At 41.9% G+C, this 25,391-nt stretch carries 20 protein-coding genes; 8 read left to right on the top strand and 12 right to left on the bottom strand.

The window, feature by feature from the left end:
• Positions 1–15: 15 nt before the first annotated feature.
• The 7 genes from rplC to argC form a co-directional block, all read right to left on the bottom strand.
• Entirely contained in the window at positions 16–654 is a 639-nt protein-coding gene (rplC, locus tag FR932_RS18550; protein WP_196805533.1) for a 50S ribosomal protein L3, read from the bottom strand.
• A 35-nt stretch (positions 655–689) separates the two neighbouring features.
• Positions 690–1,001: a 30S ribosomal protein S10 gene (gene rpsJ, locus FR932_RS18545; protein ID WP_017223583.1), complete on the bottom strand. Its 312-nt coding sequence runs from the start codon at positions 999–1,001 to the stop codon at positions 690–692.
• 450 nt (positions 1,002–1,451) lie between these two features.
• Positions 1,452–3,341 (bottom strand): argininosuccinate lyase, encoded by a 1,890-nt coding sequence (argH, locus tag FR932_RS18540; RefSeq protein ID WP_019442259.1) that lies wholly within the window; start codon positions 3,339–3,341, stop codon positions 1,452–1,454.
• A gap of 99 nt (positions 3,342–3,440) precedes the next feature.
• On the bottom strand, positions 3,441–4,649 hold the full coding sequence (locus FR932_RS18535) for an argininosuccinate synthase (RefSeq protein ID WP_019442258.1): 1,209 nt from the start codon (positions 4,647–4,649) through the stop codon (positions 3,441–3,443).
• 19 nt (positions 4,650–4,668) lie between these two features.
• The gene (locus FR932_RS18530) at positions 4,669–5,574 is read right to left on the bottom strand and encodes an ornithine carbamoyltransferase (RefSeq protein ID WP_019442257.1); all 906 of its coding nucleotides are present in this window, start codon (positions 5,572–5,574) and stop codon (positions 4,669–4,671) included.
• 26 nt (positions 5,575–5,600) lie between these two features.
• Positions 5,601–6,377: an acetylglutamate kinase gene (argB, locus tag FR932_RS18525; protein ID WP_019442256.1), complete on the bottom strand. Its 777-nt coding sequence runs from the start codon at positions 6,375–6,377 to the stop codon at positions 5,601–5,603.
• A 10-nt stretch (positions 6,378–6,387) separates the two neighbouring features.
• Complete coding sequence (gene argC, locus FR932_RS18520; protein WP_019442255.1) at positions 6,388–7,398, bottom strand: N-acetyl-gamma-glutamyl-phosphate reductase; 1,011 nt, start codon at positions 7,396–7,398, stop codon at positions 6,388–6,390.
• 242 nt (positions 7,399–7,640) lie between these two features.
• Between argC and argE the strand changes: the two genes are divergently transcribed.
• A complete protein-coding gene (argE, locus tag FR932_RS18515; protein WP_019442254.1) occupies positions 7,641–8,789 on the top strand; it encodes an acetylornithine deacetylase in 1,149 nt (382 codons plus the stop codon).
• A gap of 156 nt (positions 8,790–8,945) precedes the next feature.
• Positions 8,946–11,576, top strand: a complete 2,631-nt coding sequence (gene ppc / locus FR932_RS18510) for a phosphoenolpyruvate carboxylase (RefSeq protein WP_019442253.1) — start codon at positions 8,946–8,948, stop codon at positions 11,574–11,576.
• A 96-nt stretch (positions 11,577–11,672) separates the two neighbouring features.
• Here the strand turns inward: ppc and metF are convergent, their stop codons facing one another.
• Positions 11,673–12,560 (bottom strand): methylenetetrahydrofolate reductase, encoded by an 888-nt coding sequence (gene metF / locus FR932_RS18505; protein WP_019442252.1) that lies wholly within the window; start codon positions 12,558–12,560, stop codon positions 11,673–11,675.
• Positions 12,561–12,705: 145 nt separating this feature from the next.
• Positions 12,706–15,129 (bottom strand): bifunctional aspartate kinase/homoserine dehydrogenase II, encoded by a 2,424-nt coding sequence (gene metL, locus FR932_RS18500; RefSeq protein WP_019442251.1) that lies wholly within the window; start codon positions 15,127–15,129, stop codon positions 12,706–12,708.
• Between the two features lie 177 nt (positions 15,130–15,306).
• Here metL and metJ point away from each other — a divergent pair, with 177 nt between their 5' ends.
• Positions 15,307–15,633, top strand: coding sequence for a met regulon transcriptional regulator MetJ (metJ, locus tag FR932_RS18495; RefSeq protein ID WP_019442250.1), 327 nt, complete (start codon positions 15,307–15,309; stop codon positions 15,631–15,633).
• Positions 15,634–15,814: 181 nt separating this feature from the next.
• On the opposite strand, the gene FR932_RS18490 is transcribed toward metJ, so the two are convergent.
• The 3 genes from FR932_RS18490 to rpmE all read right to left on the bottom strand — a co-directional run bounded on the left by FR932_RS18490 (position 15,815) and on the right by rpmE (position 18,421).
• Positions 15,815–16,432, bottom strand: a complete 618-nt coding sequence (locus FR932_RS18490) for an RNA-binding S4 domain-containing protein (RefSeq protein ID WP_019442249.1) — start codon at positions 16,430–16,432, stop codon at positions 15,815–15,817.
• Positions 16,433–16,564: 132 nt separating this feature from the next.
• A complete protein-coding gene (locus FR932_RS18485; protein ID WP_019442247.1) occupies positions 16,565–17,806 on the bottom strand; it encodes a malic enzyme-like NAD(P)-binding protein in 1,242 nt (413 codons plus the stop codon).
• Positions 17,807–18,208: 402 nt separating this feature from the next.
• Positions 18,209–18,421, bottom strand: a complete 213-nt coding sequence (gene rpmE, locus FR932_RS18480; protein ID WP_019442246.1) for a 50S ribosomal protein L31 — start codon at positions 18,419–18,421, stop codon at positions 18,209–18,211.
• A gap of 231 nt (positions 18,422–18,652) precedes the next feature.
• Here rpmE and priA point away from each other — a divergent pair, with 231 nt between their 5' ends.
• The 5 genes from priA (at position 18,653) to hslU (ending at position 25,279) form a co-directional block, all read left to right on the top strand.
• Positions 18,653–20,854: a primosomal protein N' gene (priA, locus tag FR932_RS18475; protein WP_019442245.1), complete on the top strand. Its 2,202-nt coding sequence runs from the start codon at positions 18,653–18,655 to the stop codon at positions 20,852–20,854.
• A 97-nt stretch (positions 20,855–20,951) separates the two neighbouring features.
• Positions 20,952–22,706, top strand: a complete 1,755-nt coding sequence (gene argS / locus FR932_RS18470) for an arginine--tRNA ligase (protein WP_019442244.1) — start codon at positions 20,952–20,954, stop codon at positions 22,704–22,706.
• Positions 22,707–22,709: 3 nt separating this feature from the next.
• Positions 22,710–23,252, top strand: a complete 543-nt coding sequence (locus FR932_RS18465; protein WP_019442243.1) for an SPOR domain-containing protein — start codon at positions 22,710–22,712, stop codon at positions 23,250–23,252.
• Positions 23,253–23,395: 143 nt separating this feature from the next.
• Entirely contained in the window at positions 23,396–23,920 is a 525-nt protein-coding gene (gene hslV, locus FR932_RS18460; protein WP_019442242.1) for an ATP-dependent protease subunit HslV, read from the top strand.
• A gap of 27 nt (positions 23,921–23,947) precedes the next feature.
• On the top strand, positions 23,948–25,279 hold the full coding sequence (hslU, locus tag FR932_RS18455) for an ATP-dependent protease ATPase subunit HslU (protein ID WP_019442241.1): 1,332 nt from the start codon (positions 23,948–23,950) through the stop codon (positions 25,277–25,279).
• The last annotated feature ends 112 nt before the right edge of the window (positions 25,280–25,391 follow it).

Here is a 25,391-nt window from a genome sequence, read left to right as displayed (position 1 = left end):
ACTAATATCCTCGGATTAAGCTTTAACAGCTGGTTTGATAATTACGTTGCCGTTGATCGCACCTGGAATAGCACCTTTAACAAGTACTAGGTTACGTTCACTATCAACACGTACCACATCAAGAGACATGATCGTTACACGCTCTGCTCCCATGTGACCTGCCATTTTTTTGCCTTTAAACACGCGACCTGGAGTTTGGCATTGGCCAATTGAACCCGGTGCACGGTGAGCAAGAGAGTTACCGTGAGTAGCATCTTGCATAGCAAAGTTCCAACGTTTAATAACGCCTGCGAAACCTTTACCTTTAGATGTACCTGTAACGTCTACTTTAGCCGTTTCAGCAAAGATGTTTACGTTTAGCTCAGCGCCAACTTCAACAGCTTCGCCTTCGCCTGTTTCCAGACGGAATTCCCAAAGGCCACGACCAGCTTCAACTTTAGCTTTAGCGAAATGACCCGCTTCTGGCTTGTTTACTCTGCTAGCTTTTTTCGTGCCAGTGGTCACTTGAAGTGCGCGGTAACCGTCAGTTTCAAGTGTTTTAACTTGAGTAACGCGATTAGGCTCACATTCAATAACGGATACTGGGATAGAAACGCCATCTTCAGTGAAGATACGTGTCATACCAACTTTACGTCCGATTAGACCGATCATTATAATAACCTCAATATAAATCGTTGTTTTAGAACTGACTAGCCAAGGCTGATTTGAACATCAACACCAGCAGCTAGATCTAAACGCATTAGAGCGTCAACGGTTTTTTCTGTTGGCTCAACGATGTCAACCAGGCGCTTGTGAGTACGGATTTCGTACTGGTCACGCGCATCTTTGTTAACGTGCGGAGAAGTAAGCACTGTGAAACGCTCTTTGCGCGTTGGTAGTGGAATAGGTCCACGTACTTGTGCGCCAGTGCGTTTTGCAGTTTCAACGATTTCCGCTGTAGACTGATCGATAAGACGATGATCGAACGCTTTTAAGCGGATACGGATTCTTTGGTTCTGCATTAGACCAGAGCTCCAATAAAGTTAAACACACACAAAAATTCGACATTCCACATCTATAAAATAGACTGTGAACGCGATATCTTTAACTTGTTGACTCCCCTATCGGGAGTCTTGATGACTGACCACTAATACTTTAACTCAAGGTTAAAATAATAACATAGTGATTCAGCTTCTTGCCTAAGCAAGTGGAACGTATTATACATGACCTCTTGCCATTAGCAAGAAAAAGATCAACATAAAGAATTTAATCATCACATCGATGTTATTCAGTCATAAAGCCTTGAATCATCTTAATGATGTCCATTGCGATTAATCGTTACCGTAATTTGTTTGGGTACTATACAGACAGTATTGATTAAGTTCAAGTTTCTTAATCACAGAATGATAAACAAAAAAAGCACCCGCATAGGGTGCTTTCACATAAGGTCCTATCATTTAGGACGCAAGCTGTTAAGAAGCAAGTAGTTCTGGCTTGATGCTAATACTTTGACTTACTGCACCTAACTTAAACTCTAATGCAACTTCGTCACACGCATGCTGGCGCGGGCAAATATCACAATCTTTCAGTACTTTCTCAGGCAACATTGACTTACTCGTTGAGCTAAAGCCTAGTTTCATAAAGAATTCAGGGACACGTGTTAATACAAATACTTTTTGAATAGCCATCTGTTCAGCTTTACGTAACATGTATTCTACAACCGCTTTACCCTGCCCGCCGCCTTGATAACCCGGTTCAATACCCAATGAACGGATCTCTGCAAGGCCGGTATCGTAAACATAAATAGATGCACAACCTGTTACTTGGTTATGTTTCTCTGTGACAGCAAAAGTACCGACAGCTTTGACCAAGTCTGGGCGGCTACGTGGTAAGTTCTCACCTATATTTGCCCAATAATTTACCATACGCTCGATATCATCAAGATCGGTAAGCCGTGCAGCACGGATACTAATACCTGAAGTATCACGTTCTTCTAAACGTTTTTCAGCATTAGTTAAAGCAAATTCAACTTGTACCGGTGATACCCCACCCTGTGCTTTACGTTTCGCTAATGTCTCATCAAGTGATAGGTGGTGATAGACATCATCCTCAATCAATACATCAAACGCTTTAAATTCAGCGAGAGTCAGCGCTTCTAACGGAACCCCTTTCTGGATTGCAGCAACAACCGCTTCACCAACAATATGGTGTGAATCTCGGAATGGCACACCTTTAGCAACCAGGTAATCAGCCAGCTCAGTCGCATTTGAATAACCGCCCAGCGCCGCTTCTTTAGTTCGTTCTTCGTTGATTTTCATGCCCACTAATGACATCGCAGCCATTTCGAGGCAATCGCTCCACGTATCAAGCGCATCAAATAAGCCTTCTTTATCTTCTTGCATATCTTTGTTATATGCCAATGGCAGCGCTTTTAATGTCATTAACATCGCACTTAGTGAGCCAAATACACGACCCGTTTTACCACGGATCAGTTCTAATGCATCCGGATTTTTCTTTTGTGGCATTAATGATGAACCAGAGGTCACCGCATCGGCCAGTTCAATAAAGTTAGATTCACCCGAATTATAGAAAATTAAATCTTCAGCTAAACGCGACAAGTGGATCATCGACATACTTGCCGTGCTCATTAGCTCCATCACATGGTCACGATCAGAGACAGAATCAAGACTGTTTAAAGTCGCACTAGCAAAACCCAGTGTGTGTGCTAATTCCGTTCTATCCATTGGGTAGGCTGTACCCGCAAGTGCGCCAGAACCTAAAGGGCAAGTATCCAGACGTTTCAAACAATCTGTTAAACGGCTAAAGTCACGCTCTAACATTTCAACATAAGCCAAACACCAATGTGAAAATGTTACAGGCTGCGCACGTTGTAAATGGGTGTAACCCGGTAACACCGTGTGCTGATGTTCACGCGCTAAAGTGACTAATTGCTGCTGGGTTTTATCCAGTTGCATAAGTAGTTGCTCACCCTGCTGTTTACACCACAATTTTAAATCTGTCGCAACTTGGTCATTTCGGCTACGACCAGTATGTAACTTTTTACCTAAATCACCAACTTTAGCAATAAGCTGCGTTTCCACCCAGCTATGAATATCTTCAGCATCACTTTGTAAGATTTGCTCTGGATTTTCTAATACCGCTAACTTTAGATCATTCAACGCGGCTTCAATTGCGATCTGTTCGTCCTGCGTTAAAATACCAACACTAACGAGCGCTTTAGACCATGCTACTGAACCTGTAATGTCTTGCTCAGCTAAACGATAGTCAAACCGCAGTGAGTCATTAAATGTTTTGAATTTTGCATCAGCTGCTTTACTGAATCTACCGCCCCATAGTGCCATGGTTACATCCTTATTCTTTCTTCTATCTATATATTAGAAGTTGTATGTTAGAAATATCTATATTCGAAGTTGAGGGCGTTTCAACACCCTCGAATAGCGTTACTTAGTTGCTAACGCTTTAATACGGCTAGACAACGAATATAAACGGATGAAACCTTCCGCATGGCTTTGATCATAGACATTATCATCACCAAATGTAGCGAACTCTTCACTATAAAGGCTGTTTGGTGATTTTTTCTGGATTGCTTGTACTGAACCTTTGTACATCTTAACGATGACTTCACCGTTCATTTCTTCTGCTAATGTGCCAGCAGCAGCAAGTAATGATGCACATAAAGGTGTAAACCAACGACCGTCATAAACAAGGTGTGAGAACTCAGCTGCAACGGTCTGCTTCCACTTACGTGTCGTTTTATCTAATACAAGCTCCTCAATACCACGTAGCGCTTCCACCATTACCGTGCCACCTGGTGTTTCATAACAACCACGAGATTTCATACCGACTAAACGGTTTTCAACGATATCAACACGACCAACACCATGTGCAGCGGCTTTTTCGTTTAAATACATCAGAGTTTGGTAAGGAGACATCTCTTCACCGTTAACGGCAGTGATCTCACCTTTAACAACTGATAATGTTAAGAACTCAGGTTCATTCGGCGCATCAATAGGATCAACGGTCATGGTCCAAACTTGTTTACTTGGCTGGTTCCATGGGTCCTCTAATTCGCCACCCTCGTGAGATATATGCCAAGCATTGGCATCACGACTATAAATTTTAGTCGCAGATGCCGCCGTTGGAATGTCACGTTCAGCTAAGTATTCAAGTAGTGATTCACGGCTAGTTAAGTCCCAAATACGCCAAGGCGCAATAACCGTTAATTCAGGGGCAAGGGCTGCAAAGCATGATTCAAAACGAATTTGATCATTACCTTTACCTGTACAACCATGGCAAAGTGCATCAGCGCCGACTTTACGTGCTACTTCAACTTGCGCTTTGGCAATGATTGGACGTGCCATTGATGTACCTAACAGATAAGTACCCTCATACACAGCACCCGTTTTAAGCGTTGGGTAAATGTAGTTAGCGACAAGCTCATCTTTAAGATCAACGACGTAACACTCAGAGGCGCCTGAAGCTAATGCTTTCGCTTCAATACCTTCAAGTTCTTCAGCGCCTTGACCTACATCAGCAACAAACGCAACAATTTCGCAATTGTCATAATTTTCTTGTAACCAAGGTAAGATCACTGAAGTATCTAAACCACCAGAATACGCTACTACTACTTTCTTAACTGTTTGTGTCATTTTCATTTTCCTTAATATGTTACTTCAGCAATGTCAGTAAAACTGCATTTTGGGCGTGCATTCTATTTTCGGCTTGATCAAAGATCAGTGAATTTTCACCATCCATCACTTCTGATGTGATCTCTAACTCACGATGAGCCGGCTGACAATGCAATACATGTTTGATTCCTGTGCGTATCAGCAACGCTTGATTGATCTGATACGGCATGTACTTTTCTTTTACTTGCGCCAATGGCGTATCGTCCCCCATTGATACCCAAGTATCACCATAAATAACATCATAATCAACTATGTCATCCAGGTTATCTGTTACATTAATCTTACCACCGCTAATTTCTGCAAGTTCAATGGCTTGCTTAACAATTTGCGCATCTGGGCTACTGCCTCGAGGGCATACAGCTGTCACTTCCGCACCTAAGATAGCGCCGGTAAGCATTAATGAATGGGTGACGTTATTCCCTTCACCAACATACGCTAATTTTACTTTAGAAACATCTTCATAGTGTTCCGAAATTGTTAAGAAATCAGCTAATGCCTGGCAAGGGTGGTATAAATCGCATAAAGAGTTAACCACAGGCACAGAGCCGTGTTCAACCAAACCCTCTAAGGTTTTATGACTCATCACACGTGCAACAATCGCATCTGCCCAACGAGAAATATTGGCGGCGAAGTCTTTTACCGTCTCGCGCTCACCAATAGCACCGTTTTGTGAATCAAGATAAACCGCATGACCACCTAGCTTATGAATACCAATATCAAAAGTTACGCGTGTTCGTAGTGACTGTTTTTCATAAATGGTGACAATACTTTTACCCGCTAATGCCTGTGAGTATTCCGCCGGGTTGGCTTTCACAGCTTTAGCCAGTGCTAATAAGTCAAGGATCTGTTGTTTACTTAAATCTTTAACTGATAATAAATTTTCCATGATCGAACTCCGTTATCTGATCAATATTAGCTAGAAACTTTCGTTCCCTCTACTTCACCATTTAATAATGCCACTAACCGTTCCGGCACTTTCCAACTCGCTAATGTAATATCGCGATTTAATGATGCAGCCGCTTTTAACGCTGCTCTCACTTTTACTTCCATACCACCATTAATCACACCAGCCGTAATCAATTCATCGGCATAATGGCTATTCATTTCTGGAATTAACTGCATCTCCGCATCTAAAATGCCTTCAACATCCGATAACATCACCAAATCAGCATTCAGCGTTTCGCAAATAGCGGTTGCCGCTTGATCAGCATTGACGTTTAACAACTGCCCTTGGGCATCAATGCCAATAGAACTAATGATTGGTAAAAATCCGCCATTAAGCAGCGCGGTTAATAGTGCCGGATCACCCGCTTCACATTCACCGACAGCGCCTAGCCCTGCTGTTGATTGTGTGACCGTCGATATACCACCGTCAGCAAGACTCAAACCGACAACTTTAACGCCAAGTTTAATACCCTGCGCCATTAAGACTTTATTCGCCGTGCCCGCTAATGCGCCAGTGATATAACCGATATCGCTTTTAGGGGTAACACGTAAACCGTTTTTCTTTTCACTCACAATGTTCATTTTTGCTAATAATTCATCAACAAAACAGCCACCGCCATGCACCAAGATAAGCGGGCGTGATGCGCTTGCTTGAAATTCAGTTAATGCACTAAAAAGCTGCTCAAGTGCCGTATCATTTTCAAGTAATGCGCCGCCAAGTTTTAATACTAAAGGAGTTGTCATGTTCATATCCTTATACTAATGACGTCGTCATTGGAAAACCAAAACGAATGTTAATACACTGCATTGCTTGTGCTGCAGCACCTTTTAATAAGTTATCAATCGCCGACACAACAATTAAATCTTGTCCTTGTTGTTGCCACGCTAGATCGCAATAAGCTGTTTTCTCGACCGCTTTAATACTTGGCCAGCCACTTGGTAATAACCGTACCATCGGCTGGTCTTGATAGGCTTCTTGATAAGCTGCCGTTACTTGTTCAGGTGTTACGCCAGCAACAAGTTTGACGTTAATTGTTGCTAATATGCCACGTTTAAAGCTACCCAAGTGCGGCGTAAAAATAACCTCATGGCCTAGATGCGTACTAATTTCTGGTTGATGACGGTGATTAAACACACCATAAGGGGCATGGCTCACTTCGCAAAAAGCAGAAGCTAATGACGCTTTACGCCCAGCACCACTGACGCCACTCACCGCATTGATAATAGGTTTTTGTTCCGCAGCGATAAGTCCGTGCTGTGCTAATGGTTTTAGTGCTGATAACGACGCCGTTGGGTAACAGCCTGGAACAGCAATCAAATTTGCTTCCGCTATATCAGCACTCGCCCATTCAGCTAAACCATAAACAGCACTTTTCAATTCTTTATCGAAGTTATGTTTAAAGCCGTAATAATTTTCGTAGAAAGCCGGGTCGTTAACTCTAAAAGCACCCGACAAATCAAATACCACAGCACCCTGAGCTAAAAATTCAGCGGCAATATCGTGGCTAACTTCATGTACAGTAGCCAATACAACAATATCGATATCCTGACAAATGTTTTTAATATTAGCAGTAGCTAACGGCTCAATCGTTTGGTCGACAACATTTAATAAATGACCATATAAAGAAGAAAACGATTTACCCGCATCTAAGCTGTGTTCTGAAACATACAAGCCAGCAAGCTCGAGTTCAGGATGTTTAGTAATGTAATGGGCTAGCTCAGCGCCGGTATACCCGGTCGCACCGACTAAAATTGTTTTTAACATGTTTGACTTCCGTGTTTGTTAAATTGTAAAACGATGGGCAATTGAGCCCTTTTCGATTGCACTAGCCTAATCAAATTAAGCGACATCAATGCATTTTAAATACTGTCTCGTCGAAACCATGAAAAACGATTCATTATCTAACCCATACGTTGTAAAGTAAGGATGATTAGAGAATAAAACAGATTACATTTTTATGCAACTTTTATGCATAAAAAAACAATCAATCATTACAGGAACGTAATATGCAGCTACCTAAATTCAACGAACTTTATAAATCACTGATCTTAACCCCTTCAATCAGCTCATTAGAAAAAGAGTTAGATATCAGCAACAAGCCTGTTATCGACTTACTTTCTGGTTGGTTCAGCGAACTTGGCTTTAGCATTAATATCACCAGCGTACCTGAAACTAATGGTAAATTTAATCTAGTCGCAACTTACGGACAAGGTGATGGCGGCTTATTACTCGCAGGCCACACTGATACCGTGCCATTTGATAACGGTTTATGGACTAAAGATCCATTCCAATTAACCGAAAAAGACGATAAGTGGTATGGCTTAGGGTCTATCGATATGAAGGGTTTTTTTGCCTTTGTATTAGAAGCATGTAAAAACATTGATTTAACAAAACTCGACAAACCTTTACGCATACTCGCCACCGCCGATGAAGAAACCACCATGGCAGGTGCCAGAGCAATAGCTGCAGCGCAAAGCTTTCGCCCAGATTATGCGGTTATTGGTGAGCCAACAAACATGGTCCCCGTGTTTATGCACAAAGGTCATATGTCCGAGGCCATTAGAATTACTGGACGCAGCGGTCACTCCTCTGATCCAGCCAACGGTATTAATGCTATTGAGATTATGCATCAAGTAACAGGACAGTTATTAATACTCCAGCGCAAGTTAAAAGAGCAATACGCCTGCGATCACTTTGTTATTCCACAACCGACCCTGAACTTTGGCCATGTGCATGGTGGGGATAGCCCAAATCGTATCTGCGGCAGCTGTGAACTACACATCGACATGCGCCCAATTCCAGGCGTCAGTCCAGATGAATTGTTCATGTTACTTAACCAAGCGTTATTACCGATCATGAAGCAATGGCCTGGTGCAGTAGATGTATATCATCTGCATGAACCTATCCCTGCTTATGCTTGCGACACCGATTCAGCATTAATTAAATTAGCTGAAAAACTCACAGGTGAAACTGTTATCCCGGTAAATTACTGTACCGAAGCTCCTTTTATTCAACAACTTGGCTGCGATACAATCGTTATGGGTCCTGGTAGCATCAATCAAGCGCATCAACCTGATGAGTATTTAGATTTAGCCCAAGTGAAACCCACTCAAGCTATAATCAAAAAACTAATTGAGCAATCATGTAAAAACTAACTAAGAATTATCGTTTTGTAGTAAAATTACAGTCAATATCACAATTAACCGTATTAATTTCACGATTTTGTTGACGAATGTCTCTAAATATAGTTATTTTACATACATAACGATAATAATTGTTGCCGTATTACACACTGAATTGAAGGATTATGTATGTCAGATAAATATGCAGCGTTACGAAGTAATGTTGGCTTACTAGGCCAAGTACTCGGGAATACAATCAAGGATCATCTTGGAGAAGAGTTCCTCGATAAGATTGAAACCATTCGTCAACTAGCAAAATCATCACGCGCCGGTAATGATAAAGACCGTGCCCAACTACTTAACGTCTTACGTGGCCTCTCAGATGATGAACTACTGCCAGTTGCACGTGCATTTAGCCAATTCTTAAACTTAGCGAATATCGCCGAGCAGTTCCACACAACGTCACGTAACTGTGCCGATAATGTTTGTGTGCCCGATTCGATTGATGAACTGTTTGCCAAACTAAATAACTCTGAAATCAGTGAAGAAGATGTACTTTCTGCCGTTAAAAATCTCAATATCGATTTAGTACTGACGGCGCATCCAACAGAAATCACGCGTCGAACTCTGATCCACAAGCATGGCGCTATCAATAAATGCCTTAGCCAGCTAGAACTCACTGAATTAAGTGATCAGGAACGCGATGTCTTCATGACTCGTATCGAACAATTGGTATCTCAAGCTTGGCATACTAACGAAATCAGAACCGTGCGCCCAACACCTGTCGATGAAGCGAAATGGGGCTTTGCCGTTGTCGAGAATTCTTTATGGGATGCAGTACCAAACTTCTTACGCAGCCTTGATAAACGCCTACAAGACCGTTTAGATTATCAATTACCAATTGACGCTTCACCTGTTAAGTTTACCTCTTGGATGGGTGGTGATCGTGATGGTAACCCGTTTGTTACCTCAAAAGTAACCGAAGAAGTACTACTCACTAGTCGTTGGATGGCGATCCACTTATTCCTAAAAGATGTAAAGCATCTTACCAGTGAACTATCCATGAATGACTGTGATGACACTTTACGTGCATTGGTTGGTGAAAGTCATGAACCGTATCGTGTATTACTTAAAAAGTTACGCAGCGAATTGACAGAGACACTGGCTAGCCTAACAGCGCAGCTAAAAGGTGAATATACTGAAAGCCGTGACATCATCACCACAACAGCACAATTACGAGATCCACTATTAGCTTGTTACAACTCGCTAAATACACGAGGCATGGCCGTTATCGCCAAAGGCGCGCTGCTCGATACCATACGTCGTGTTGAATGTTTTGGTGTCAGCTTAGTCAAGCTTGATATTCGCCAAGACAGCGATCGTCATACTGACGTGATAGCTGAAGTAACTCGCTATCTTGGTCTAGGCGATTATGCCCAGTGGAGCGAGCAAGATAAGCAAGCTTTCTTACTGCAAGAGCTCAATAACAAACGTCCATTGCTCCCAATTTGCTGGCAACCATCTGCAGATGTGAAAGAAGTACTTGATACTTGTCGCACTGTAGCAAAACAAGATCCTGAATCACTGGGTATCTACATCATCTCAATGGCGCGTAAAGCCTCTGATGTATTAGCAGTACAATTATTATTGAAAGAAACGGGCTGTCCATTCCGCTTACCTGTCGCGCCATTATTCGAAACATTAGACGATCTGAATAATGCCGGCACAGTAACAGCGAGCCTATTAGCAATTGATTGGTATAAGAACTACATCAATGGCCATCAGCACATTATGATCGGTTATTCTGATTCAGCGAAAGATGCCGGTGTAATCGCTGCATCTTGGGCGCAATATCGTTCACAAGAAGCCTTAGTTGCTATCTGTGAGCAAGAAGAGATTAATCTAACTTTATTCCATGGACGTGGTGGTAGTATCGGCCGTGGTGGCGCTCCTGCACACGCAGCCCTGCTGTCTCAACCTCCAGGCTCACTCAAAGGTGGTTTGCGCGTCACAGAACAAGGTGAAATGATCCGCTTTAAGTTCGGCCTTGCAGACGTCGCAGAGCAAAGTTTAAACCTTTACACCAGTGCAATTCTAGAAGCGAATTTACTGCCGCCGCCAGCGCCAGAACAAGCTTGGCGTGATGCTATGGATCAAATGTCTGCGGATTCTTGTGAAGAATATCGCTCATACATTCAAGGTCATGAAAAATTCGTCCCTTATTTCCGCTCTGCAACACCTGAGCTAGAATTAGGTAAACTGCCACTCGGTAGCCGCCCAGCAAAACGTAAACCCAATGGTGGCGTAGAAAGCTTACGTGCAATCCCTTGGATCTTTGCTTGGACACAGAACCGCTTAATGCTACCAGCTTGGTTAGGTTGTACAGCCGCATTCAAAAACATGCTTGATTCAGGTCAACGTGAAACGCTACAAGAAATGCAACAGCAATGGCCTTTCTTCAATACGCGTTTAGAAATGTTTGAAATGGTATTTTTGAAAGCCGATACTTGGCTAGCAGAATATTATGACCAGTGCCTAGTAACAGAAGATTTATGGCATTTAGGTAAAGAACTGCGCGCAAGTTTGGCACTCGCGACTGAACTCATTGTAGGGTTAACCCCAGATGCTAATTTACTTGATGGCCAGCCTTGGAGCCAAACGTCGATTGAATTACGTAATCCGTATACCGATCCACTGAACATTCTCCAAGCAGAGCTATTAAGCCGCGCACGTAGCAATGAAGACGTTAACCCAGATATCGAGCAAGCCCTAATGGTCAGTATCGCAGGTGTCGCTGCTGGTATGCGTAATACCGGTTAATTCAGAGCGATTAGCTAACTAGTCTAAACATAGTAGATAATAAAATGCCGACATCATGTCGGCATTTTTGATCTTGTTAGTACCAGGAAATTCTGACTACTTTGGACGAACACCTAATGTATGGCAAATTGCATATGTTAAATCAGCTCGGTTTAAGGTATAGAAATGGAAATCCTTCACCCCTTCTCGTGACAATACTTTCACTTGGTCAATGGCAATACTTGCTCCAACTAGGTTACGCGTCGCTTGATCATTGTCTAACCCTTCAAACTGACTGTGCATCCAATTAGGTACTTTTACATTGGTCAACTTTGAGAACTTACATAAAGTCTTATAATTCGAGACCGGTAGAATGCCAGGGACGATCTCTTTATCTATGCCTACAGCTGCACAACGGTCACGGAAGCGTAAAAAGCTTTCGGTATCAAAGAAGAATTGCGAGATTGCACGGTCAGCACCCGCGTCAATTTTATCTTTTAGCGCCAATAAATCGGCTTGCGCATTTTTTGCTTCAGGGTGAACTTCTGGATAAGCAGCAACTGAAATATCAAAATCATTCACTTCTTTTAATAAACCAACTAAATCGGCAGCATACATATCTGGTTGATTTAAGCCAGGTGGTAAATCACCACGCAGCGCGACAATATTACGAATACCGTTGTCCCAGTAATCTGTTGCGATCTGTTTTAACTCTTGGCGATTAGCATCGATACAGGTTAAGTGTGGTGCCGCGATCAAACCCGTTTCATGTTTAATTTGTTTAATAATATTGTGGGTAAGATCACGCGTACCTGAATTAGCGCCATACGTCACAGAAACAAATTTAGGGTCTAACGCTTTCAAGCGATTAATTGACTCCCACAAGGTAGACGTCATCGCAGGTGAGTTTGGTGGGAAAAATTCAAATGAAACGTTAATGTCACGCCCCAGTTCAGAAACACTTTGATTTAATACTTCAATATTTTGTGCGTTGTGAAAACTCATACTCTTCTTCCCTTAAGATGTTTAGACGTCCATACCTCTTTACGTCTTAATCATCACAAGTTTACGGAATAAAGTCAACGCACATAATTCATCTTAAACATGAATTATATACGTCTTTGTTTTCTGCCAGTATGAATCGAGTTTATTAGCGAGAAAACAGTTTACAAAGTTGGAACAAATCGGCTTGGATCGCGCCTGCAGTCACTTCTTTGCCCGCACCAGGCCCTTGGATCACTAATGGGTTATGACGATACCAAAGACTATTAATGGAAAAGATATTGTCACACGGCAGTAAGTTAGCAAACGGATGTGTCGGTTCCAAAAATTCCAAACCAACCTGGGCACCGTCTTTACTACTAAAGCTGGCCACGTAACGTAATACTAACCCCTGCTTTTTAGCTTTATTAAACATGCGTAGTATTTTGTCGTCTAACGCTTCGCAATGCTCTAAAAATTCATCGGCTTTAAAGGCCATTAACTCATCAGACACTAATGACTCTAACTTAATATCGGCCAACTCCATGTCATAACCCGCTTCACGGCTTAGGATAAGTAATTTACGCTGTACATCTTTACCAGATAAATCTTCACGTGGATCAGGCTCCGTTAAACCTTGCTGCCAAGCTTGTTCAACTAATTTTGAGAAGGCAACTTCACCATCATATTGTTGGAATAACCAAGATAAAGTACCCGAGAAAATACCACTGACGGCAGTCACTTGATCACCACTGTGCTGTAACATATCCATCGACGACTGAATAGGTAAACCAGCACCAACCGTGGCGTTATATAACCAGTGACTTTCATTATCCGTGAAGCTTTGCTTAACGCGGTTATAAAACTCACTGTTCGCTGCACCTGCAAATTTATTCGCAGAAATAAGATGGAAACCATGTTGGGCAAATTCAGGATAATAATAGCTGATAGCTTCGCTCGCCGTTATATCAACGACGACTAATTCATCAAATGGATGTAATGCCAAATTAGATAATAACTGTTCCCAGACGAACGATTCTGGCTGGAAATCATCTAGCACGATCGCAGCATCCAGACCATTGAAGTCTAATAACCCACCCTGCGATCCATAAACACCACATAAGCATAACTCTACATTTTGCTGTTCCGGTAGTTTATGCATTTGCTCTGAAAATAAAGATAACCAACCAGCACCAATATTACCTTTACCAAATAACACCACGCCAACACGCTTTGGTTGTTTGAATAGCACAGTGTGTAATTCTTTTAATAACGGTTCGAGTACAACTTTCTGCAATACAGCACAAATACTTAAATGATTATCGCCAGTTTGTACGAAGCTGAGATGATGCTCAGAAATTAGCTGATAAAACTGATGGGATTGCAACGCATTTTCTGTTACGCCCGAACCCACTAACGCCACCATACAAAAACCACTGCGGGAATCAATAGCACAGAGCTGTGGTTGTTCTTGCTGGTAAGCCCGTAATGTAGAAAGTGCAAATTCAACGATTTCAGCCGTATAACCTAAACGCACCACATGTTCGGTTGGTCGACGTTTAATACAAATTGGCGACAGCTGTTGTTGTGCTAATAAGGCTATCAACTGGTTGTACTGTGCTTGGTAGTCAGCATTTTTTGAAAATTCAATATCGACTAAATATAGATCATCAATCGAGGTAACAATTTTAGCGCCCTTACCCTTGGGTAAACGACGGTGGATCTGCGTAGAGCCTTCGCTAGGCGTATAACTACAGCGTAGCTGGACATGCTGCTTACTCGCAACGACTGGTTGTAAGGTACGGGCGTGTAATACTGGAGAGCCTAAACGAGCCAATTCAGCTGCTTCATCAAGTGATAATTTAGTTTGTAATTCCGCATCTTTAACGCGACGAGGATCAGCACTAAAGACCCCGGCAACATCACTCCAAATCGTAGTTTGACTTGCATCGACTAATGCACCTAATAACGTCGCAGAATAATCAGAACCATTACGTCCGAGTGTGACGGTTCGTTGCTGATCATCACCCGCAATAAAGCCGGTAACAACGACACGATTATTGAGTGTCACTAAACACGCCGCTAATTTTTGACGTGATACGGATTCATCAACAACAGGTTGCGCCGCTAATTCCGTCGTTAAGAACAAACGTGAATCTAAATCATCTGCGGGTAATTGGTTTTGACTCAGCAATGCCGCTAGTAGTCGTGCAGACCATACTTCACCATGGGCAAGGATTTGGTTTTTAGCGTAAACATCAAGGTGAGTTTCTAATAAATGGCTAATGGTATGAATGTCATCTTGCAGTGCAGCAGTGAGTTTTACACATAATCCATCAGTTAATAATTCAGCGATCAGCTTAGCTTGGTATTCACACGTGGCAATAAGTCGTTCAGGTGCGGCTTGATCACCATCTTCCGCTAACTGTAACAGCTCTAACAGCTGGTTAGTGGTTTTACCTGCCGCAGAAACAACAATCAGATCTTGAGCTTGAGTATGCTCACTAATAATCGCCGACACGCGACGATAACAAGTGGCATCCGCTAAACTACTGCCACCAAATTTATGAATACTGCGCTTCACTGCGTCCATGCGTTCTCCCGAACTTAATATCGAATTAATGTATTACTAGTACCTCAAAACATACACCATTAAGTCACAACAGGTCAATAGACGTCTAGAGCTCTTTACATACTGATTGCCAACAATCAAATTCAAAGGTAGACTTATTACTTATTCATTAAATAATAATTTACGCAAAGGTCGAAAATGACGAAGTGGAACGGCGAGTATATTAGTCCCTATGCAGAACATGGGAAAAAGAGTGAACAGGTTAAGAAGATCACTGTTTCAATTCCTTTGAAAGTATTGAAAGTACTGACAGATGAAAGAACTCGCCGTCAGATTAATAATCAACGTCATGCGACTAACAGTGAATTATTATGTGAAGCGTTCTTACATGCTTACACTGGCCAACCACTCCCTGCTGACGAAGATCTAACAAAAGACAAACCAGATAATATCCCTGCAGAAGCGAAAGCGCAGATGTTAGCACTCGGTATTAATATTGATGATTATCTAGAACACGATGACTAATCAGTAAATAATCGACAGAGAATCGCGAATTAATTATAAAAAAGGCACTCCTTTATGCAAGGAGTGCCTTTTTTGATCTCAATAATCTAGATGTATGATCTCAATACAGTCTATGAATAAATTTAACACCAAGACTTAATCATTAAACCAAAGGTTAAAGATTAAAATCTGAAACTAAGCCCTAAAAACTAAAAGGTGCCGCGCGGCCTTTTTTCTTTTCCGATTTTTTAGGTTCAGCCGCTTTAGCTGTTTGGGTTTGTTTTGCTGCAGTTTTTTTCTTTTTCTTCTCAGGCTGTTCCCAAGTATCCGTAACAGGCTTAACAGCCGCAGGTTTTACAACAGGTGTTGGCGCGATAAAGGTAGCCTCAGCAACATCAGCTTCAACATCTGTACTTGTAACAGAACCATCCGCAATGAAATCCTCTTCACTCAAATCATGTTCAGTCATGTATGCTGCAACTGAATCGGACTCGAGAGCCGCCGGATCAACAAATTCATCTTCAGGATAATCTTCACCATCCGCAGTCTCTGCATAATCAGCGTCATCATATGATGCTAATTCCTCAGCTGACATAACTTGATACGCTTCACCATCAAAGCCGATGATGTCACCAAACATAATTTTTTTACGCTTACGTGTTTCAACTTCACCGTTTACATACACATAACCGTTAGCAATATGGTTCTTTGCTTCACTGCCCGAGGTCACTAGGTTCTCAATTTTTAAAATTTTATATAATTCAATTGGTTCTTCAGAAACAACAACAGGGATGACTTCAATTTCGTATTCTTCAGACATGGAAACCTTAAGTGTGGGCAATATAGCGGCTCTTTATACAAGTATAAGCGCAGAAATGCAAACGCCAAGGAAAGACCTTGGCGTTTTTCAGAGCTATCAAATAAAATTATTTGATAGCGTTACTGAATAGGTTTACAGCATGTAATTTTCTGGTAATTCGATACGTGATACACCCGTTTCAACTGCGGCTAGCGCAACAGCACGTGCCACACGAGGTAATAAACGTGGATCCATTGGTTTTGGAATAATGTACTCTTTACCAAACTCTAACGATGCAGCACCCGATGCAGCCAATACAGACTGTGGCACTTCTTCTTTGGCAATTTCACGAATGGCGTGTACCGCTGCCACTTTCATTGCTTCATTAATCACGCTTGCACGTGCATCTAATGCACCGCGGAAAATGAACGGGAAGCACAATACGTTATTCACTTGGTTTGGATAATCAGAACGACCTGTCGCCATGATAAGATCTTGCCGTGCACCATGTGCTAATTCAGGTTTGATTTCTGGATCTGGATTTGAACAAGCAAAAATAATTGGGTTATCAGCCATTAATTTCACATCTTCAGCAGCTAATACATTCGGTCCTGATACACCAACAAATACATCCGCACCATGAATCGCATCTTGCAGAGTACGCTTATCAGTATTATTTGCAAAACGTTGCTTATATTCATTAATGTCATCACGACGCGTGTGGATCACACCTTTACGATCTAACATATAGATTTTTTCACGCTGTGCACCACATGAAATTAATAACTCCATACAAGCAATCGCAGCAGCACCAGCACCCATACAAACAATAACCGCTTCCGCAATATCTTTGCCTTGAATGTCTAGCGCATTAATCATACCTGCCGCAGTTACAATCGCAGTACCATGTTGATCATCATGAAATACCGGGATCTTACAACGCGCAATCAAGGCTTTTTCAATTTCAAAACACTCGGGTGCTTTAATATCTTCTAAGTTAATACCGCCAAAGGTATCGGCAATATTCGCTACCGTATCAATAAATTCTTCCGTGGTACGGTGTTTAACTTCAATATCGATTGAATCAATATCAGCAAAGCGTTTAAACAATAGCGCTTTACCTTCCATAACTGGTTTTGACGCCAATGGACCTAAATTACCTAGGCCTAAAATAGCAGTACCGTTAGTAATCACCGCAACTAAATTACCTTTAGCTGTGTATTTATAAGCATCATCAGGGTTAGCTGCGATTTCACGCACTGGCTCGGCGACACCTGGGCTATATGCTAGAGAAAGGTCATCGGCTGTTTCTGCAGATGTAGTAAGTTGAATAGCAATTTTGCCTGGTTTTGGGTTCGCATGGTAATCCAATGCTTGCTGTCTAAGGTCTGACATACGCAATATCCTGAATGAAATGAATGCACATAACTCACAGCTGAGTTCAAGAATAACAAAGTGTGAGAAACAACGTTGGGGAATTAAATAATAATCGAATGTAACGCCAAATATTTAACTTTAATTTAACACAGCTCTCTTTTGTTTTACACTGAGCTAAACCAGCTAATAATATTGTTGGCATGATTCTACATTAATTTAAGTTGTTTATTCTACCTTTGCACTGGTACGAAGTGTTTATTTTTATATGTTTTACTAATTTTAGAAGAAGATTTTTATGGAAATGAAATGACTGAGGTTACATTTAAGTTTTATAAATGTTTCAAATTATTTTTAGATATAAAAAAAGGCACCCTAAGGTACCTTTTTGACTCACTGCAATAAATTGTATAAATACAATTATTATTTTGCAGAAAGAGCGCCAAAACGCTTGTTGAATTTGTCAACACGACCGCCAGTATCAACAGTACGTTGCTTACCAGTGTAGAATGGGTGACAATTTGAACATACGTCTAGAGTGATATTTTTGCCACGAGTAGAACCCATAGTGAAAACGTTACCGCATGAACATTTAGCTTCGATAGCTGCGTACTCTGGGTGGATACCTTGTTTCATAGAAACCTCAATTTAGGTTATGTCGCCATCTGAAACACTGCCAGACACCACATAAAGTTATAGAATTTTTAGGCTGCGAATAATATAGGATCTTACCCCCTAATATCAATAGCAGATGCATAAATAAACTACATTTCGAAGATTAAATAGAAAATATCAAGACATTACCCAGTTAACCGCCGTAAACTGTTTACTGTAATACTGATTTAAGTCGTAAAGAGAGTTGAGTTCATGCCCGTTGTCGCCGTTGCCGTTCCAGTCCATTTAAGCAGAAGCTTTGATTATATCTATTCAGATGATATCCATATCGAACCAGGTATGCGTATCTGTGTACCTTTTATGAATAAGCAACTCATTGGTATTGCGCTCACGACTAAAAACGACAGTGAATTTCCGCTGGCAAAACTGAAACCCATCATCAACATACTCGATGACAATGCTATTTTATCAACTGACATGTTGGCTTTTTTTAATTGGTGCGCCGACTATTACCATTACCCAATTGGTGAAGTCATTGCACAAGCACTACCCGTTTTATTACGTAAATTAGAATCAGCTAAATTAAACAGTTACACCTTTTGGCAATTAACGGATAGAGCACATGAACTAACGGCACCAGAATTAAACCGTTTAACCCCAGCACAATTACAGACCATTAAATTATTAGCAGAAACAGGGCTGACCCAATCCCATTTAAAATTAGCCAATATAAAGTCAACCACCATCAAAGCACTACAAGACAAAGGCCTAATCAGCCAAGAGTATATTGAGATCCAAGATAACGATGCGCAACACTGGCGTCAAAACTTGGTTATCAGTGACAATCGCCCCTCACTTAACACTGAACAAGCGATCACGATTGCGGCCATTGATATCAACCATTTTGCCACTTACCTGCTCGATGGGGTAACAGGCAGTGGTAAGACTGAAGTTTATTTAAATGTGATCGAAAAAGTATTAAAAACCGGTAAGCAGGCGTTAGTCATCGTGCCCGAAATTGGGCTTACGCCGCAAACCATTTCACGCTTCAAACGCCGTTTCAATGTACCTATTGTCGCCCTACATTCAGGTCTCAATGACGCAGAACGTCGCGAAGCCTGGCTAGAAGCGCAAGCTGGTGTGGCAGGTATCGTTATTGGCACCCGCTCTGCCATTTTTACGCCGATGCATGATTTAGGCGTAATCATTATTGATGAAGAACATGACGGGTCATTGAAGCAACAAGAAACATTCCGTTATCACGCTCGCGATCTGGCGATTGTCAGGGCGCATCGTAATAACATTGCCGTGGTATTAGGTTCTGCAACTCCTGCATTAGAAACCTTACACAATGCCATGACAGGTAAATATCGTCACTTAAAGCTTACCCAACGTGCGGGTAATGCGCAGATGCCAATTCATCACCTGATTGATATTAAAAATCAGACTTTAAATTCAGGGTTATCGACAGCGTTTATTACGCTAATGGCAACGCATTTAGCCGCAGGAAATCAAGTACTGCTGTTTCTAAATCGCCGAGGCTATGCACCCGCAGTCATGTGCCATACCTGTGGCTCAATGGCTGAGTGCCAGCGCTGCAATACTTATTACACCTATCATCAGTCGCGTAATATCTTGCACTGTCATCATTGCGATGAACAATTTCCAAAACCACGTCGCTGTCCAAGTTGCGACTCCAACGAGATCATCACTGCAGGTTTTGGTACCGAGCAACTAGAGGCAATGCTTACCGAACACTTTCCACAATACCCGATTATCCGTATTGATCGAGATAGTACCAGCCGCAAAGGCAGTCTAGAAAAAGCATTAGAAGCGGTACGAAAACGAGAATTCCGTATATTGATTGGCACGCAGATGTTAGCCAAAGGCCATCACTTTCCTGATGTCACCTTAGTCGGACTTATTGACGTAGATAGTGCGCTATTTAGCAGTGACTTTCGTGCCCCTGAAAAGTTGGCTCAACTATTTGTACAAGTATCAGGTCGCGCAGGTCGAGCCGCAAAACAAGGTGAGGTAGCGATTCAAACCCATCACCCTGGACATGAACTGATCCAAGATTTGATCAATAATGGCTACAGTCATTTTGCTCAAACCGCATTGCACGCGCGCTCAATGGCTAATTTACCACCCTACAGTTTTCAGGCTTTATTTCGCGCTGAAGCTCACCAGTTCAGCGAAGCCAACGCTTTTTTAGTCGACATAAAACAATTGGTTCAAGAACATAATCACAATCCGCAACTGCTTTGTTTAGGGCCCATGCCAGCCCCGATGGAGAAACGCGCAGGCAAGTATCGCTTACAGTTATTATTACAAGGTCCGCAACGTCAGCACATCACGCAATTACTGCGTCTAATAATGCCAAAAGTCGAAGCGTTAAAATCGGCACGCAAAGCGCGTTGGTCATTAGATGTAGATCCAACTGAAATGTTGTAAGGATATTGGGATTTATCCTTGATTAACTAGTCAAATGACACTAATCACGCTAAAATGATCGGTCTATTTCATTCATCATTGCTAGTTAAGAGAATCCATGAAAGAGCATATTATACAGCTACTCGAGCAAACCGTTACGATCTTAAAAGAACAACAAATCATTCCTGCAGATGCACAACCGCGCATCGCAGTAGATCGTACCCGCGACAAGGCTCATGGTGATTTAGCAACGAATTTAGCAATGATGATGGCAAAACCAGCGAAAAAGAATCCGCGTGAGTTAGCCCAATTAATCATTGATAACCTGCCAGAATCAGACTTAGTTAGCCGTACTGAAATCGCCGGCCCAGGTTTCATCAACATCTTCTTAAACCAAAACTGGTTAGCGCAGCAGATTGATATTGCACTTGAAGATGAGAATTTATCAGTACAAAAGACCACAACGCCAGACAATGTTGTTGTTGATTTATCATCGCCAAATCTAGCGAAAGAAATGCACGTAGGTCACTTACGCTCATCAATCATTGGCGATTCTGTAGCACGAACACTGGAACTACTTGGCCATAACGTTATTCGCCAAAACCACGTAGGCGATTGGGGTACTCAGTTCGGTATGCTCCTTGCGTACATGGAAGAAAAACGCGCTGAAAATGCAGAAATCAGCATGCAGCTTTCTGACCTAGAAGTATTCTACCGTGCAGCAAAAGGTCGTTTCGACGAATCTGAAGATTTTGCTATTCGCGCACGTGAAATGGTTGTCATGCTGCAATCAGGTGATGAAGACTGCAACAAGTTATGGCAAGAATTTAATGACGTGTCACTTGCACACTGCCATGACATCTACAAACGCTTAAACGTGAAATTAACGCGTGAAGACGTACGTGGTGAAAGTTTCTATAACAACGATTTACATAACATCGTTAGCGAACTTGAAGCACAAGCATTATTAACAGAATCAAACGGCGCTAAATGTGTATTCTTAGATGAATTTAAGAATAAAGACGGCGACCCGTTACCAGTCATCATCCAAAAAAATGGTGGTGGTTTCCTTTACGCAACAACAGACCTTGCCGCGATGCGTTTCCGTCAACAGAAACTGAACGCAAACCGCATCATGTACTTTGTTGATCAACGTCAAGCACTGCATTTCCAACAAGTATTCTCTGTTGTACAGAAAGCTGGTTTTGTTAAACCAGAAACATCATTGGAACATCTTGGTTTTGGTACCATGAATGGTGAAGATGGTCGTCCATTCAAAACCCGTTCAGGTGGTACAGTTAAGCTTGTGGATCTGTTAACTGAAGCAGAAGAGCGTGCCTACACACTTGTTAAAGCGAAAAATCCAACGCTAACTGAAGAAGAACTAAAACACATTGCACGTGTTGTCGGTATCTCATCAGTTAAATACGCGGATTTATCTAAGAACCGTAGCAGTGATTACATCTTCAACTTCGACTCAATGTTAAGCTTCGAAGGTAATACCGCCCCTTACCTGCTTTACGCTTGCACACGTGTGGGCAGTATCTTCAACAAAGTAGATGCCGAAACAGTCGCTAAACTAGCAACTGCAAAAGTACAGTTGAACGAAGATAAAGAGCAAGAATTAGCAGGCAAACTGATCCAGTTTAATGAGATTGTGCATCAAGTGGCAAAACGCGCAACACCAAACACATTATGTACTTACCTGTTTGAACTGGCTGGCGTGTTCTCTAGTTTCTATGAAGCTTGCCCAATCTTAAGCACAGAAGATGAAGCGATTAAATTAAGCCGTCTTAAACTGGCGCAATTAACGGCTAAAACACTTAAACAGGGTCTAGATTTACTAGGCATTGAAACTTTGGAACGTATGTAAATTATGGCTCGTAAGGATTACGCGGGGCACGCCCCGAAGCCGAGAACAAAGCGGGGTGCTAAAAAGGCACCGCCGGCGAAAAAGAAACGCCCTGTGTTGGCGATCTTAATGTTTCTATTGCTTGCTATTGGCCTTGGCTATTTTTTAGCACAAGTCAGTGGCACCGCAGAAGAAACACAGCCAGAGCCTGTTAAAAAAGAACAACCGAAAAAGCTAACGGTAAAACCATTACCGGAAAAGCCAAAGGAAGTGTGGCAGTATCCACAAGACTTACAAGATAAAGAAGTCATTGTCGAAATACCGCCGCAACAAGACACGGGTATTCGTTATCAAATGCAATGTGGTTCGTTCCGTCAACAATCACAAGCAGAGGCGATGAAAGCAACGATAGCCTTCCAAGGTTATACTGCCAACGTTCGCCACACTGGTAATTGGTATCGCGTTGTTTTAGGCCCTTACGAACGTAAACGTACAGCAGAAAAAGAACGTCACCAAATTAAACGCGCAGGCGTCACAACTTGTGAAATTTGGCAGTGGAAACCTTGAAAAACTAAATAAATATACCCACCTTAGTTGGTATATTGTAATGAAACGCTTCATATCATATGAGGCGTTTTTTTTACCTAGCATAATGTAGTGCAACTCATTTCGACCGAGTGGCACTCGAATTTATTAGAATGGAGTTTATCGTGACTACTATTGTATCTGTACGCCGTGAAGGCAAAGTCGTAATGGCCGGAGACGGACAAGTTTCTCTTGGCAACACGGTAATGAAAGGCAACGCAAGAAAAGTGCGCCGTTTATACAATGGCCAAGTTATCGCTGGTTTTGCCGGTGGCACCGCTGACGCATTTACCCTTATCGAACGTTTTGAAGCCAAATTACAAGCTCACCAAGGTAACCTAGAGCGTGCCGCTGTAGAGCTTGCTAAAGATTGGCGTTCCGATAAAGTGCTACGTAATCTAGAAGCATTATTAGCTGTAGCAGATAAAAATAGTTCATTCATCATCACCGGTAATGGCGATGTAGTGCAACCAGAAAATGACCTTATCGCTATCGGTTCAGGCGGTAATTTCGCACAAGCATCAGCAATGGCACTATTAGAAAATACCGTATTAGACGCTGAAGAAATCGCTAAAAAATCCCTGACTATTGCAGGTAATATCTGTGTATTCACCAACGGTTTCCAAACAGTTGAAACTATCGATTACTAAATTTTACCGAATTAAAGGACGCTTATTATGTCTTCAATGACACCAAGAGAAATCGTTTCTGAATTAGACCGTCACATTATCGGTCAACAAAATGCCAAACGAGCAGTAGCCATTGCCCTGCGTAACCGTTGGCGCCGCATGCAGTTAGACCAAGAACTACGCCAAGAAGTATCACCAAAAAACATTTTGATGATCGGTCCAACGGGGGTCGGTAAAACGGAAATCGCCCGTCGTTTAGCCAAATTAGCTAACGCACCATTTATCAAAGTTGAAGCAACTAAATTTACTGAAATTGGTTATGTAGGTAAAGAAGTCGAGCAAATCATTAAAGATTTAACTGATGTTGCAGTTAAACTTACTCGCGAACAAGAAATGAAGAAATATCACGTTCGTGCTGAAGAAAATGCTGAAGATCGTGTGCTGGATGCCCTACTTCCTAACCCACGTAACAACTGGGGCGAAGAAGAAAAAGCCAGTAATGACAATACCCGTCAAATCTTCCGTAAAAAATTACGTGAAGGTAAATTAGATGACAAAGAGATTGATATCGAACTTGCTGCACCACAAGTAGGCGTAGAAATTATGGCGCCTCCTGGTATGGAAGAGATGACCAATCAATTACAAGGCATGTTCCAAAATCTATCGGGTGGTTCTACAACTAAAGCCCGTAAGATGAAAGTCAAAGATGCATTAAAACAGCTTGTTGAAGACGAAGCTGCAAAATTGGTTAACCCTGAAGAATTAAAAGAAAAAGCGATTTTCGCAGTCGAGAACAACGGCATCGTTTTCCTTGATGAAATTGACAAGATCTGTAAGCGCAGCGATTCAAATGACGGCGGCGTATCACGCGAAGGTGTGCAACGTGATTTATTACCGCTTATCGAAGGTTCAACAGTCACGACAAAACACGGCATGGTGAAAACAGATCACATCCTATTCATCGCATCAGGTGCTTTCCAGGTAGCAAAACCGTCTGATCTTATCCCTGAGTTACAAGGACGCCTGCCAATCCGCGTTGAATTAGATGCATTAAAAGCAGAAGATTTTGTCCGTATTCTAACAGAACCAAAAGCATCATTAACAGAGCAGTACGTAGCGATGCTGAAAACGGAAGGCGTGAACGTCGACTTTGCCCAAGAAGGTATCGATGCAATTGCTAATGCAGCTTGGAACGTCAACGAAAAAACTGAAAACATCGGTGCTCGTCGTTTACACACAGTAATGGAACGCTTAATGGAAGAAATTTCATTCGATGCATCTGAAAAAGACGGTGAAGACTTACTTGTTGACGGCGATTATGTTGGTAAATACCTCAACGAATTAGTCGAAGATGAAGATCTAAGTCGCTACATTCTTTAATTTACCTATTCCCCAATGCGGTAAATTAAAAATAACAAAAGGCGCTTATTATAAGCGCCTTTTTAGTCACGCGGTAAAGGTACTAGCGTCTCTGTAACAAAGCACTGTAAGT

This window comes from Moritella marina ATCC 15381 (assembly GCF_008931805.1).
GTDB lineage: Bacteria > Pseudomonadota > Gammaproteobacteria > Enterobacterales > Moritellaceae > Moritella > Moritella marina.
Note: the sequence above shows the minus strand (reverse complement) of the source record. Positions and strands in the feature narration are given on the sequence as shown.